This is a genomic window from Tateyamaria pelophila (genome assembly GCF_019966495.1).
Taxonomy (GTDB): Bacteria; Pseudomonadota; Alphaproteobacteria; order Rhodobacterales; family Rhodobacteraceae; genus Tateyamaria; species Tateyamaria pelophila.
Genome location: NZ_JAIMIA010000001.1, coordinates 112,234 through 126,220 on the forward strand (window position 1 = coordinate 112,234; position 13,987 = coordinate 126,220).

Genomic DNA, 13,987 nt, shown 5'->3' on the forward strand with positions numbered 1-13,987 from the left:
CGATGCGATGACGGGCATCGGATGTCTGGCATGCGCGCCCCACGATTGTAAGATTTGAACATGACAAAACCCATCCTCTCCATCCGCGACCTCACCGTCGAAATTCCCACGCGCCACGGCATTCTGCGCCCAGTCGACGGGGTGTCCTACGACATCACCGCAGGTGAAATCCTCGGCGTTGTGGGTGAATCGGGCGCGGGCAAGTCCATGGCGGGCAACGCTGTCATTGGCCTGCTCAGCCCCCCGGCCCATATCTCCAAGGGCGAAATTCATGTGAACGGCAGGCGCGTTGATCAACTTCAGGGCGACGCCATGCGCAAGCTGCGCGGCAAAGAGATCGGGATGGTGTTTCAGGACCCCCTGACCTCGCTCAACCCACTGCTCAGGATCGGAGACCAGTTGACCGAGACGATGCTGGCGCATCTCGACATCTCGCGCGCCGAGGCGGATAAACGCGCCGTGGCAGCCTTGGAGGAGGTTGGCATCCCCGGAGCTGCCGAGCGTGTCGGCAGCTATCCTCACGAATTTTCGGGCGGGATGCGACAGCGGGTGGTAATCGCGCTGGCCCTTTGTGCCGAACCCAGCCTGATCATCGCAGATGAGCCGACCACGGCCCTTGATGTTTCCGTTCAGGCGCAAATCATTGCGCTGCTCAAAAGGCTCTGCCGGGATCGGGGCACAGCCGTGATGCTGATCACCCACGACATGGGCGTGATTGCCGAAGCCGCCGACCGCGTGGCCGTGATGTATGCAGGCAAGCTGGCAGAGCTTGGGCCAGTGCGCGACGTGCTGACTGCCCCGCTGCACCCTTATACCGACGGGCTCATGGGTTCGACCCCACTGGCCTCGCGTGGCAAGGCGCGGCTGCACCAGATCCCCGGTGCGATGCCCCGGTTGGATGCGCTGCCTCCGGGCTGCGCCTTCAGCCCGCGCTGCCCCAAAGTACAGGCCGTGTGTCGTCAGGACCCGGGCCCACATATCGAAGACGGCGCAGGCCGCGCCGCCTGTTTCTTCCCCCTGTCCCGCGAAGAGGTTGCGTGATGGCGCTTGTCTCTGTCCGTCACCTCACCCGGATCTTTGACGTGTCAAAGCCATGGCTGAACCGCGTGATCGAACGCAAACCCAAGGCGCTTTTGACCGCCGTTTCCGACGTCTCGTTCGAGATTGAGGAGAAGACGGTCTACGCGCTTGTGGGCGAGTCCGGATCGGGCAAATCGACCATCGGCAAGATGCTGGTTGGCTTGCTGAGCCCATCGACAGGCGCCGTCGAGATCAGGGGCGTTGATCTGACCCGCGAAACAGATGCGCAAAAAGTCGACGACGTACGCGCCGATATCCAGATGATCTTTCAGGATCCGTTCGCCTCGCTCAACCCGCGCTGGCGTGTGCGTGATATCATCGTGGAGCCAGTCGCCGCGCGGGGCGGAGAAACGACCGGGATGGCCGAAAAGCTGCTGGAACAGGTTGGCCTCTCTGCCCGCGATGCAGGCAAGTTCCCCCATGAATTCTCGGGTGGACAGCGGCAACGCATTTGTATCGCCCGCGCTTTGGCATCTGAACCCAAGCTGATCGTCTGTGACGAACCGACCAGCGCACTGGACGTCTCGGTGCAGGCGCAGGTGCTGAACCTGATGAGTGATCTGAAGGACGAGTTTGGCCTCACCTATCTGTTCATCAGCCACGATTTGACGGTGGTGCAGCACATGGCCGACCGGATTGGAGTGCTCTATTTGGGGCGTTTGGTCGAAGAAGCGGACCCAGATGCGCTTTTTGACGATCCCAAACACCCCTACACCCAGATGTTGCTGGCCGCCGCCCCGCAACTGGGGGCCTTTGGCCGCGACGTGCCGCCTCCGACAGGCGAAATCCCCGATCCGATCAATCCACCGCCCGGATGTGCGTACAATCCCCGCTGTCCTCTGGCGACCGATCTGTGCCGCACCACCCGACCGGAATTGCGTGCCGTGCGCGGCGCACGGGTGGCGTGCCATTTCGCCGAGTAGGATAGTGACACTCCGTTTCGGGTCTGGACACGGCAGCGTTAGTCTTGCTCTATGTCACAAACATGGACAAAGTCCGTGTACCGCCTCTCTGTGTAACCCAATACCCAAATCGGACGGATCAACCACGCGCGTACATTCGGAACAAGAGCAAAAGACCGCCGTGTGCGCAGCACAGCCAACTTCAAGATATCGTACAGGCAATGCTCTGGACACGAAATGCCAGCAGGAGTTTTAATAATGTCATTCAGAATAACCCTATTGTCTGCCGCATCCATCATGGCTTGCGCGATCGTGCCGACGGGCTCTTACGCGGCGGAAACGACCGACCTTCCCGCCGCATTGTTGTGTTCGGTCGGGGACCGGACAACCTTTATCTATCTTTCAAGGATCCAACCTGACGGGTCCGCCGAATACTCCGGTCTCAATGGTGGGGTGGCACTGGTCGACGCAACAGGCGTTGTTGAGCCCGCCGAGACCATGATCCAGGGAGATTGCGTCGGGAAAACCATCGAGGACTTGCGTGCGGCAGGCAAAACCCGTGAGTTTGCATCGCAATAGCGCGCCGCCACTCTTCCGCGGGTGATCGATTTATTGAATGCAGGCGGCAGCGCTGCTGGAAATTTCCCGACAGTGCGCCTGAACTCTACATCTTGCGGGATCTCAGCTCGACGCATTCTCCCTGCGCCACGTTATCAATCTCGGCAAAGAGCGCCCTGAGGTCGAGCGTGCTTTCCACTTCGATCTTGTCGAAATTCGCCCCCAGCCAGCGGTCTGCATGTTCTCGGCCCAAATCGCGCAGGTGGATCAGAAAAGCCCATTCCGAATTCACTTTCGATGATGCATCCAGTGCCAGCATGTCATTGCATCCATCGATCATGTGCATGTTCATCACACGGTATTCGTCCTCTGTCAGGGCGCCTTCCTCGATCAGACGGTGGATCAGGTCGATCGTCCTGAGATCCCGGAACAAGGAGGCGTTGAAGGTGATCTCTCCCAGTCGGTTCTGGATATCACGCGCCGAGCGTGGTGTGCCGGGCCGCTCCAGCGGGTTGATCTGAACAATGACGATATCCGAGGACGGCGAGTGATCGATGAACGGAAAGAGCACCGGATTACCCATATAGCCGCCGTCCCAATAGGGCACGCCGTCAATTTCGACCGCTTTGAACATGCTGGGCAGGCAGGCGGAGGCCATCACCACATCCAGCGTCAGGTCTTCGCGGCGAAACACCCGCGCACGGCCCGTTTCAACATTGGTGGCCGCGATGAAAAGCCCCAGATCGACGCAGTTCCGTACCTTTTCAAAATCAATGAAATCGTCGACCACATCGCGCAGCGGATTCAGGTCAAGCGGGTTCAGATCGTACGGGGACGCCATCCGGCTCATGATGTCCATCATCGCATAACCCGGTGATCTGTCGAGCGACCACGTTCCGAGCATCACATCGAGCGGGGTCCGTTTGATCGGGCTGGACTGACCGGCCCGGCTGACGGCGCGCCAGAACGCGTCCAGCGCCTCGCGCGCCCCTTGGGCCCCATCGTCATACATCCCCTGCGCGGCCACCACGGCGTTCATCGCCCCCGCGGAGGTACCGCTGATTGCCTCGATCCACAGCTTGTCTTCTTCGAACAAGCGGTCGAGCACGCCCCATGTGAACGCCCCGTGCGAGCCGCCCCCTTGAAGGGCAAGGTTGATCGATTTCTCATGCCGCTGAGCGCGACCGCTTGTCCTGGACATGGTCTGTCCTCCTCTGGGCGCGCAATGCTTTACCACCGTTATGCGCGGACAGTGGGTCGATTATCAACGATTTGATTTACAATCACGGGCCAAGTGCCCTGTGACGCCTGTTTAGGGTGCAGGATGCAGTTCGAAATATGCCTCATACACCGATCACATTTGCAGACCGAAGCGCCTGGCAGCTAGTCCATACGGCTGGCGATCACACCAACGCATGGCCTGATCGCGCCCTTGGTTTACATGGGGATGTCGCGCACGGGTCCGGTATCAAGACGATAGATGTGATCGGCCATTGCCCGGTCGAAATACGTTCGCACCAGCGGATCGTGGCCCGGCACGATCAATGCAGGCGCGCTGGCCAGGTTCCGCAATGTTTCGAATCCGTCGAGCATATCCTGCAAATCCACCACAATAGGGAACGGTTTGCGGGCCACGAAGTTTTCGTAATAATGCGCCGCGTCCGAGGCGAGCACCATCCAGCCCGCCTGCGTGCGCACCCGCACCGCCTGCAAGCCGCGACTGTGGCCCCCGATGCAATGCACCGTCAGCCCATCGGCAATCTGTGCATCACCGTCGTGAAAGATGACCTTGCCGGAATAAAGCCGCTTGATCGCCTCGCAGATGTGGCCCGCAGTAAACGGCATCCGCAACGTGTCATGGCACATGCATGGCCCCGTGGCATAGGCCATCTCGGCCGCCTGCAGATGCAGGGCTGCATTGGGAAAAAGGTGCAACCCGCCCGCATGGTCATAATGCAGGTGCGTCACGATGATCTCGGTCACGTCTTCAGGCGACAGGTCAAAGGGTTTCAGTGCCTCCACCGGATCAAGGCGGATCGGCCTGCCGCGCGCGCGCCCCTCCTGCGCATCATAGCCGGTGTCCACCAGGATCACCCGGCCCGGCCCCCGGATCAGCCACATGAAATAGTCCATGGCGTGCGGGGCATCGTGATTGTCGTCAAAGATAAAGCTGTCGCGCCGGGTCCGGGCATCCCGGTCGGCGTATTTGATTGCATAGACTTCCCAGTCGCTCATCTGTCGACTTGGGCAAACGTGCGCAATGTCTTGTCCGCCACCAGATCGGCGACCTTGGGGCCGGTGGCTTTGTAATGCGGCATGGTTTGGTGAGCTTCAAAAGCGGCCAGATCGTCGTACAACTCATACAGGAAAACCGTGTTCGGCTGTTCTGGATCGGTGCAGACATCGAATTGGCGGCAGCCCGGCTCATCCCGCACCGAGCACCGGGCATTGTTCAGGATATGGGTCATGAAATCATCCATTTTGCCCGGTTTGATGTCAAAAACAACGGTCACGGCATAAGGCATCTTTGGTCTCTCCCTTGGGCCCTGCGCACCGATACGGAGACAGGGAATTTACAAACGTATCCATTAACGTATACATAAACAGATACGGAAAGCGAGTCGCTTTGACGTACATTACGGCCAAAGGAGGCCTTCGCCATGCAAAATTCATTTGAAATCGCAGTCTTCCAAGGCGACGGGATCGGGCCGGAGATCATGTCCCCCACCCTCGAAATCCTGCGCGACATGGCGGCTGCGGGTGGGTATGGGCTGAATTTCGTCGATGCACCTGCCGGTGCCGCACATTACGCGCAAACCGGAGAAAGCTTTCCCGCCGCCTCGATGGACGCCGCCCGCAGCGCTGACGCCATATTGCTGTCGGCGATGGGGCTACCGGATGTGCGCTATCCCGATGGTACCGAAATTTCACCACAGATTGACCTGCGCAAGGCGCTGACCTTGTTCGCAGGCGTCCGGCCCGTCACCGTGCGCCCCGGCCAGCCCACGCCGCTGGCCTTGGCCGGGGGGCAATCCATCGACTTTGTCCTGATCCGCGAAAGTACCGAAGGGTTGTTCTATACCCAAGGCTGCGGCGAGGTCGAGGCGGATGAGGCGCGCGAAACCCTGCGCATCACCCGCGCAATTTCCGAACCGCTGTTTCGCTTTGCCTTCGATCTGGCCAAGGCGCGTCAAACCTCCGGGCGCAGCCCCGGCAAGGTCACCTGTGTCGACAAGGCCAACGTGTTCCGCGCCTTTGCCTTTTTCCGCGAGATGTTCGACGCCGAAGCCGCCAGGCATCCTGAGATCGAGGCCACCCACGCCTATGTGGACGCCACCGCCCTGTGGATGGTGGAAAAGCCTTGGGAATTTGACGTGATGGTGACCGAGAACATGTTTGGCGACATTCTGTCCGATCTGGGCGCTGGGTTGATGGGCGGGCTTGGCCTCGCCCCGTCCGCAGATATCGGCCACGATCATGCGGTGTTCCAACCCTGCCATGGCTCGGCCCCCGATATTGCGGGCAAGGGCGTGGCAAATCCGATGGCGATGATCCTGTCGGCCGCAATGATGCTGGACTGGCTGGGTGACAAACATGACGTCGCGCAAATGAAGGCGGATGGCAACAGGCTGCGGGCCGCTGTGGACGCGGTTGTGGCGAAAGGCCAGACGCTGACCCGTGATCTGGGCGGGACGGCCAGCACTGCCGAGGTGGCTGCATCCATCCGGGCCGCATTGGCATGACGGTTCGTGTCGCCTGCGTCGGGGCCGGGTATTTCAGCCAGTTCCACTATGGCAGTTGGGCGCGGATGGGTGACGTGGCACTTGTGGGCGCCTGCGACACCGATCTCGCCCGCGCAAAGGCGACGGGCTTGCCTGCTTATGGCGACCTTCGGACCATGCTGACCGAAACACAGCCCGACCTGCTGGATATCATCCTCCCGCCGCCGGCCCACGCCGCTACGATCCGAACCGCTCTGGCTGCGGGCCTGAAGTGGATCATCTGTCAAAAGCCCTTTTGCATGGATTTGGAGGAAGCCCGGCAAATCGTGGCTGAAGCGCAAGCTGCCGAGGCCACCCTGATCGTGCACGAAAACTTTCGCTTTCAACCGTGGTACCGCACCCTCAAATCCGAACTGGACGCAGGGCGTATTGGTGAGGTCCTGAATGCCACCTTTCGGTTGCGGCCCGGCGATGGGCAAGGCCCGCGCGCCTATCTGGACCGGCAGCCGTACTTTCAGCAAATGCCCCGGTTTTTGATACATGAAACGGCCGTACACTGGATCGATACATTCCGGTTTCTCTTTGGTCCGGCACAGGCGGTCTATGCGGATCTGCGGCGCATCAATCCAGCCATCGCGGGTGAGGACGCAGGCCACGTGATCTTTGATCACGGCCCGGTGCGGGCGCTTTTCGATGGCAACCGACATCTGGATCATGTGGCCGACAATCTGCGGCGCACCATGGGCGAGGCCCAGATCGAAGGGACCGAAGGCGTGTTGACCCTCTACGGCGACGGGGCGGTGACGCGGCGGGGGTTTGGCGAGAGCGCCGAGACTCAAATCCTGTCCCCCGACACATGGGACGGGTTCGGCGGTGATTGCGTTCACGCCCTGCAATCGCATGTGATTGCAGCCATGGAAAATGGCACAGCGCTCGAAAATGAAGCACATGCCTATCTGGATGTCATTGCCATCAAGGATGCGATCTATGCGTCGGCCAGCGAGGGGCGCAAAATCGCCGTGGGGAGATCATGATGGAACAGGCCATTTCAAGCGTTGACCGTGCCACATCGGAGCTGCGTCAGATGATCTTTTCCGGTGAATTGGCCCCCGGCTCGGACCATCTGGAGACGGAACTGGCGGAACGGCTTGGCATGTCACGCACGCCGGTACGTGAAGCGGCGCTGACATTGCGCGCGCAGGGGCTGGTCGAATTGCGACCACGGCGCGGACTTCGGATCGCCCCGGTGTCGGCGCAAGACATGCGCGATATTTACGACATCCTGACCGAGCTCGAGAGCCTCGCAGCCGCCCGCGCTGCCGAAGCCAGGTATTCGCGCGCGGACCTTGCCACTTTGGCGTCGACGATCAATGACATGGATACAGCACTGGCCAACGATGATTTGCGCGCCTGGGCGCAGGCAGACGACCGGTTTCACCGCGAACTGGTGCGGTTGGGCCGCAATGCCCGGCTGTCGATGATCGTCTCCGTGATGCGCGATCAGGTGCGGCGGGCGCGCTCCACGACGCTCTTCATGCGCCCCAAACCGGTCCAGTCCAACGACGATCACAGGGCGGTCTACCAAGCGATCGCGGCCGGTGATGCGAAAACGGCGCACGATATCCATCACACACATCGGAGGCAGGCCCGCGATATGCTGGTCGCGCTTTTGGAAAAGCATCAGCTTCACGGGCTCTGACACCCCTTGCGAAGCGCTCGAAAATGCCGTTGGCTTTCCCTATGACTCAAAAGCACATTCTGGTGGCCGGTGCGGGCATCGTCGGCATTTCCTGCGCGATCTGGTTGCAGCGGGCGGGCCATAAGGTAACCGTTGTGGATCGGCAAGGGCCCGCCTCCGGCACGAGCCACGGGAACGCGGGCGTTCTGGCCGCTGGCGCCGTCGTGCCGGTCACTGTGCCGGGATTGATGCGCAAGGCACCGGGTATGCTGCTGGACCGCGACGCGCCGCTTTTTCTGCGGTGGTCCTACCTGCCCAAGCTGCTTCCGTTTCTGAGCAAGTACATGAGCTATGCCACCGACGCCCACGTCGATCACTACGTTCAGGCGATGAGCACCCTTTTGGCCGACAGTGCGGCCCAGCACCACGCCTTGGCGGCGGGCACGCCTGCGGAACGATTCGTATCGGACGACGACTATTGCTTTGGCTACACCACCCGTGCCGCGTTCGAGGCCGACAGCTATGGCTGGGGCAAACGCGATGCGGTGGGTGTCCGCTATAAGGTCGTCAGCGGCGCGGATTACGCCCAATTCGACCCCATCTTTGGCGATGCGTTTGAAACGGTGGTGCGGTGCAAGGAGCACGGTCGTATCTCAGACCCCGGTGCCTATGTCAAAGCGTTGGCTGAGCATTTTGTGGATCAGGGCGGCACGTTGCATATCACCGCCATCACCGACATTCAGATGGAAAATGGCCAGATCACAGCGCTGGACACCGATGACGGGCCAATGCGCGCCGATGCCATTGTGTTCGCCCTTGGCCCCTGGTCGAAAAAGATCGCGCACAAGCTGGGCGTCAAGGTTCCGTTCGAAAGCGAGCGGGGCTATCACATCGAACTGGTCAATCCGTCGGCGATGCCGCGCGCGCCGATGATGGTCGCAGCGGGCAAGTTTGTCATCACCCCGATGGACGGGCGCATCCGTGCCGCCGGCGTGGTGGAGCTCGGCGGGTTGGAAAACGGGCCAAGTTCCGCTCCCTTTGCGCTGCTGAAACGGCAGGTCGCGGCCTTGCTGCCGAGCGTCACCTACGAGCGCATCGATGAGTGGATGGGCCACCGTCCTGCACCCGCCGACAGCCTGCCCGTTATCGGGGCGAACGACGACCTTGGTCTCAGCTACAGTGCATTCGGCCATCAACACGTCGGCTTGACAGGTGGACCCAAAACGGGTCGGTTGATCGCGGACCTGATATCAGGTGTACGGCCCAACATTGACCTTGCGCCTTTTGATCCAGCAAAACACCAAGCCCGATAAAGGGGCGCAACCAACCGGGAGCTATCATGACATATGCTATGAAGACAGGCATCGCCTTGGCGTTGACCGCCACCACGGCCTTTGCCGACAGCCATGCTCAGAACTGGGACATGCCCATGGCCTATGCGGCCACAAACTATCATTCGGAAGAAGGCGTGGCCTTTGCCGACCGGGTGCGTGAATACACCGATGGCGCCATCAACATCACCGTGCATCCGGGCGGCTCGCTCTTTGGGGGCGGCGACATCAAACGCGCGGTCCAGACCGGCCAAGTGCCTATCGGTGAGCGGTTCATGTCGGCCCATGCCAATGAAGCCCCACTGCTGGGCTGGGACAACCTGCCTTTCATCGCGACAAGCTATGCCGACAACGCCAAACTGTGGGAAGCCGCCCGCGACAGCGTGAACGCGCAACTGGCCGACCTGAACCTTGTGGCACTGTATACCTGCCCATGGCCGGGTCAGGGGTTCTATTTCAACAAGGAAGTCGGATCATCCGCCGACACCCAGGGCATCAAATTCCGCAGCTATAACTCGGCCACGGCGACCTTTGCCGAAGAGTTGGGCATGATCCCGGTGCAGATCGAAGCGGCGGAACTGAGCCAGGCTTTGGCCACCGGCGTCGCATCTGCGTTTATCTCCTCGGGTTCAACGGGCTATGACCGCAAGGTGTGGGAACACCTGAGCCACTACTACAAGGTCAACGCGTGGCTGCCGCGCAACTATGTCATGGTCAATACGCAAGTCTGGGAAGGACTCGACGATGAAACCCGGGCGGCGATCCAGAGGGCCGCGGACGAGACGGCAGCGTCCTGCGCCGCAAAGTCCGAAGAACTGGCCAACTTCTACTTTGATGAGTTGGCAAAGAACGGCATGACCGTGGCAGATGCGAGCCCCGAGTTTCTGACAGAGCTGGAAACCATAGGCGCCAAGATGACGGCAGAATGGCTGGAAAGTGCCGGCGCGCCCGGTCAGGCCATCATCGACGCCTACAACGCCAACTGATACCTTGACGGGGCGGCCAACGTGCCGCCCCTTTTGCTTTCAGGAGCCACATGAATGCGTGACTGGTCCCCGGTGCTGGGTCTGCCTCTTTGGGTGTGGCTGTTTATCTTTCCAAGCCTCGTCGCCTTGATCTGTTGGTGGCTTGGGCCACGGGCGGTGCGCGTGCTTCGGCCGTTATGGCGGGTACTTGACGGTCTGTATCTGGCCTCGGGCGCTGTGGCGGCCTGTTTCATGGTCACGATTCTTGGGCTAATCGTGGCGGGGATGATTGCCCGCTGGGCCGGGATCGCCCTGCCCGGCACCACGGAATTCGCAGGCTATGCGATGGCGGCGACGTCCTTTTTTGCCCTGTCCCATGCCATGACGCGCGGCGCGCATATCCGGGTGTCGATCCTGCTCAATGCCAACCGCTTCCTCAATCGCTGGCTCGATGTGTTCGCCGTCTTTGGGGCCGCTGTCATCGCCACCTATTTCGCGCGCTACGCGGTCAAGACCAATGTCTTTTCCGAAATGCTGAATGACCGCACACAAGGGCAGGATCAGATCCCCGAATGGGTCGTCACTTTGCTGAGCCTGCCCTCGCGCGCGCCGCGCGAGTGGGGGGCGGCGATGTCAGAAGCCTCATCCGAACTGATCTATACCCCCGTCTGGGTGCCGCAACTTGCCATGTCCATCGGCACCATCCTGTTGGCCATCGCGCTCTGGGACACGCTCTGCCGGATGCTCGCAACCGGTGAAAACCCGATCCAGGGGGAGGCCGTGGAATGACCGAAGCCTACGCAACAATCGTCTTTCTCTTTGTCCTCTTTGCCCTGCTGGGATCGTCCATCTGGGTCGGCCTTGCCCTGATGGGGGTTGCGTGGGTCGGGATGGAACTGTTCACCACGCGCCCCGCGGGCGACGCCATGATCACCACAATCTGGACCGGGGCCAGCAGTTGGACCCTGACCGCCCTGCCCCTGTTCATCTGGATGGGCGAGATCCTGTATCGTACGCGCCTCAGCCAAGACATGTTTCGCGGCCTTGCGCCCTGGATGCGCTGGCTGCCCGGAGGGTTACTGCACACCAATATCGCGGGCTGTACGATCTTTGCCGCCGTGTCTGGATCCTCGGCGGCCACTCTGACCACTGTTGGCAAGATGTCGATTCCGGAATTGCGCGCGCGCGGCTATCCCGAATACATGATCATCGGCACACTGGCCGGGGCGGCGACGCTGGGCCTGATGATCCCACCTTCGCTCACGCTGATCGTCTATGGCGTGTCGATCAACGAGAGCATCATCGAGCTGTTCATGGCGGGCATCATCCCCGGCCTTGTGCTTGCCGCGCTCTTTGCCAGCTATATTGTGGGCTGGCATTTCATTCGCCCCCACGAGCGGCCAGAGCCGGAACCCAGCATGTCATTCGGCGCGATGCTGGCCGAAAGCCGCTTTCTGGTGCCCGTGCTGCTGCTGGTCTTTGCCGTCATCGGGTCGATGTATTTCGGCTGGGCCACTGCGACTGAGGCTGCGGCCGTGGGTGTGCTCGGATCGCTGACCCTGGCGATGTTCCAACGATCTCTGACACCGCAGGCGTTCTTTGCCTCGCTGATGGGGGCCACGCGGACTTCGGCCATGATTGCGCTGATCCTGATGGGGGCTGCGTTCTTGTCGCTGGCGATGGGCTTTACCGGCTTGCCGCGTGCGTTGGCGGCGGCCATTGATGAGATGAACCTGTCGCCGATCACATTGATCGCGGCGCTGACGGTGTTCTACATCATCCTCGGTATGTTCCTCGATGGGATTTCATCCGTGGTGCTGACCATGGCCATCGTCGAGCCGATGATCCGTCAGGCCGGTATCGACGTGATCTGGTTCGGCATCTTCATCGTTGTGGTGGTCGAGATGGCGCAGGTGACGCCGCCCATTGGCTTCAACCTTTTTGTACTCCAAGGCATGACCAAGCACGAGATTTCCTATATCTCCAAGGTCGCGATCCCCATGGTTCTGCTCATGCTGCTGATGGTGATCATCCTCGTGATCTGGCCGGAGCTTGCAACATGGCTGCCGGACAACATCCGGGCGTCGGGCCCCGGATGAGGCCCGCCCTGACGGTTCTGCAACTCGACACGCATTTCCCACGTGTTCCGGGGGATGTGGCCAGCGCCGACACGTATTTGGCCGAGGTCGAGTTCATACGCATTCCTGCAGCCTCGGTTGGTCGTATCGTCACCGGGGATCCCGGATCGGTCAATATCACGCCCTTTGAGGAGGCCGTGCGCCGCGCACGGGGCGACGTTATCACCACCTCTTGCGGGTTTCTGGCGCACTGGCAGACACAGCTTCAGGCGCAGACGACGCGCCCGGTTGTCGCCTCCGCCCTGATGGCCTTGCCGGGACTGGCCTGCCTGGGCGGCGCGATTGCGGTCCTAACCTTTGATGCGAACAAGCTGATTGCAGGGCACGGAGATATCCTCAGAGGACATGAAACACAGGTTTTTGGCTTGAACGCTGACATGCATTTAAAGCAGGTGATTGAGCTGGATGCTTGCGCATTGGATCAACGGCGGGCGGCAGAAGAGATCGCCGCTCTGGTTAAAGATCACGTCGCCGCGAAGTGCCAGACCTTACTGCTCGAATGTACCAATCTGCCGCCCTACAAGGCCGCCATCCGCGATATGTTCACAGGACAGATCGTGGATATCCTGACCGAGATCGAAGCACTGCGACCCGGCACGGTGCGCCCTGTGTTCCTGTGATCTATTCCGAATGCAGTTGGGTCAATTCGGCAGAGCATTGGCGCAACGCCGGCAGCCAGTCCATCATATCAAGCAGGCTGCTGCGCTGAACGGGTGCGTGCACCGACAGGGTCGCCAACAGCTTGCCCTGTGCGTCCTTCACCGGCACGGCAAGCGCGGCCATACCGGTCATGAATTCTTCGTTATCCGTCGAGTAGCCGCGGGTGCGGGTCATTTCCAACTCAGCCTGAAGCGCGTCGATATCGGTCAGCGTCCGCTCCGTCTTTTTGTCCAGCGGCCGCCCGGTCAAGACCGAGCGCAAGATATGCGGACGCAATGTCGACAGGTACATCTTGCCACTTGCGGTGCAGTGGAACGGCACCTGAGTGCCGATGGGCAGTTGAATCTGCAGCGGCCATTCGGTTTCGACCCGGTCCAGATAGGTCATCCCCTCGCGGTCCGGCGTCGCAAGATTGCAGGTTTCGCCGATCTGTTCGGCCAGGCCGCGCATGATCGTCAGCCGTGCCGTGCGCAGATGCTCGGACGAGACCGTGCTGACGGCCAGCGCCCGGAGCCGCGGACCTGGCCCAAAGGAGCGCCCGTCCAGGTCGCGTTGCAGGAACCCTTCTGTTTCGGCGGTCTGCAAAAGTCGATGCACCGTCGGCTTTGGCAGCCCCAGTGCGTCGATCAGATCCGTCGGCTTGACCGCCACCCCCCGCCTGGCCACTTCCTCCATCACCAACAGCAAACGCAGATTGGTGGGAATTTGGGGGGCTTTGCGGGAGAGATGATCGTCAGGCATGGTGTTTTACCAACTTGGTAGGAGCGTCGGTCCCAATTGCGGCACGAACGCGACAAAGCGCAACACAGCAATCAACGCGCCCAGATAAATAGCGCAGCAGCCGCAAATATGGAACGCCCATGACAGCCGACGCCGCGTACAGGTTAAAGCCACAAAGCGGCAAAAGAAAACGGATAGACGCCGCCAAACGGAAAGTTACCGCCAAGCGGATG

The 13,987-nt window shown here is 60.8% G+C and carries 15 protein-coding genes; 11 read left to right on the plus strand and 4 right to left on the minus strand.

What is annotated here, in order from left to right; all coding sequences use genetic code 11:
- Positions 1–60: 60 nt before the first annotated feature.
- The 3 genes from LC354_RS00540 (at position 61) to LC354_RS00550 (ending at position 2,561) form a co-directional block, all read left to right on the plus strand.
- Entirely contained in the window at positions 61–1,041 is a 981-nt protein-coding gene (locus tag LC354_RS00540; protein WP_223420823.1) for an ABC transporter ATP-binding protein, read from the plus strand.
- A complete protein-coding gene (locus tag LC354_RS00545) occupies positions 1,041–2,003 on the plus strand; it encodes an ABC transporter ATP-binding protein (RefSeq protein ID WP_223420824.1) in 963 nt (320 codons plus the stop codon). The genes LC354_RS00540 and LC354_RS00545 overlap by 1 nt, the downstream gene beginning before the upstream one ends.
- Positions 2,004–2,240: 237 nt before the next feature.
- Entirely contained in the window at positions 2,241–2,561 is a 321-nt protein-coding gene (locus tag LC354_RS00550) for a hypothetical protein (protein WP_223420825.1), read from the plus strand.
- An 85-nt stretch (positions 2,562–2,646) separates the two neighbouring features.
- On the opposite strand, the gene LC354_RS00555 is transcribed toward LC354_RS00550, so the two are convergent.
- From LC354_RS00555 to LC354_RS00565, 3 genes are all read right to left on the minus strand, one after another.
- Positions 2,647–3,741, minus strand: coding sequence for a patatin-like phospholipase family protein (locus LC354_RS00555; protein WP_223420826.1), 1,095 nt, complete (start codon positions 3,739–3,741; stop codon positions 2,647–2,649).
- Positions 3,742–3,977: 236 nt separating this feature from the next.
- Positions 3,978–4,775, minus strand: coding sequence for an N-acyl homoserine lactonase family protein (locus tag LC354_RS00560; RefSeq protein WP_223420827.1), 798 nt, complete (start codon positions 4,773–4,775; stop codon positions 3,978–3,980).
- Positions 4,772–5,065, minus strand: a complete 294-nt coding sequence (locus tag LC354_RS00565; protein ID WP_223420828.1) for a putative quinol monooxygenase — start codon at positions 5,063–5,065, stop codon at positions 4,772–4,774. The genes LC354_RS00560 and LC354_RS00565 overlap by 4 nt, the downstream gene beginning before the upstream one ends.
- Before the next feature lie 135 nt (positions 5,066–5,200).
- Between LC354_RS00565 and LC354_RS00570 the strand changes: the two genes are divergently transcribed.
- The 8 genes from LC354_RS00570 to LC354_RS00605 are packed head-to-tail and all read left to right on the plus strand — an operon-like array spanning position 5,201 to position 12,994.
- Positions 5,201–6,283: an isocitrate/isopropylmalate dehydrogenase family protein gene (locus LC354_RS00570; RefSeq protein ID WP_223420829.1), complete on the plus strand. Its 1,083-nt coding sequence runs from the start codon at positions 5,201–5,203 to the stop codon at positions 6,281–6,283.
- Positions 6,280–7,296, plus strand: a complete 1,017-nt coding sequence (locus LC354_RS00575; protein ID WP_223420830.1) for a Gfo/Idh/MocA family protein — start codon at positions 6,280–6,282, stop codon at positions 7,294–7,296. Before LC354_RS00570 ends, LC354_RS00575 begins: the two co-directional genes overlap by 4 nt.
- Entirely contained in the window at positions 7,293–7,961 is a 669-nt protein-coding gene (locus tag LC354_RS00580; protein WP_223420831.1) for a GntR family transcriptional regulator, read from the plus strand. Before LC354_RS00575 ends, LC354_RS00580 begins: the two co-directional genes overlap by 4 nt.
- Before the next feature lie 41 nt (positions 7,962–8,002).
- Positions 8,003–9,253: an NAD(P)/FAD-dependent oxidoreductase gene (locus tag LC354_RS00585; RefSeq protein ID WP_223420832.1), complete on the plus strand. Its 1,251-nt coding sequence runs from the start codon at positions 8,003–8,005 to the stop codon at positions 9,251–9,253.
- A 26-nt stretch (positions 9,254–9,279) separates the two neighbouring features.
- Positions 9,280–10,257 (plus strand): TRAP transporter substrate-binding protein, encoded by a 978-nt coding sequence (locus LC354_RS00590; RefSeq protein WP_223420833.1) that lies wholly within the window; start codon positions 9,280–9,282, stop codon positions 10,255–10,257.
- A 54-nt stretch (positions 10,258–10,311) separates the two neighbouring features.
- Positions 10,312–11,025 (plus strand): TRAP transporter small permease, encoded by a 714-nt coding sequence (locus tag LC354_RS00595; RefSeq protein ID WP_223420834.1) that lies wholly within the window; start codon positions 10,312–10,314, stop codon positions 11,023–11,025.
- Positions 11,022–12,335, plus strand: a complete 1,314-nt coding sequence (locus LC354_RS00600) for a TRAP transporter large permease (protein ID WP_223420835.1) — start codon at positions 11,022–11,024, stop codon at positions 12,333–12,335. The genes LC354_RS00595 and LC354_RS00600 overlap by 4 nt, the downstream gene beginning before the upstream one ends.
- The gene (locus LC354_RS00605; RefSeq protein WP_223420836.1) at positions 12,296–12,994 is read left to right on the plus strand and encodes an aspartate/glutamate racemase family protein; all 699 of its coding nucleotides are present in this window, start codon (positions 12,296–12,298) and stop codon (positions 12,992–12,994) included. The genes LC354_RS00600 and LC354_RS00605 overlap by 40 nt, the downstream gene beginning before the upstream one ends.
- Position 12,995: 1 nt before the next feature.
- Here the strand turns inward: LC354_RS00605 and LC354_RS00610 are convergent, their stop codons facing one another.
- Complete coding sequence (locus LC354_RS00610) at positions 12,996–13,775, minus strand: IclR family transcriptional regulator (protein WP_223420837.1); 780 nt, start codon at positions 13,773–13,775, stop codon at positions 12,996–12,998.
- Positions 13,776–13,987 lie beyond the last annotated feature (212 nt).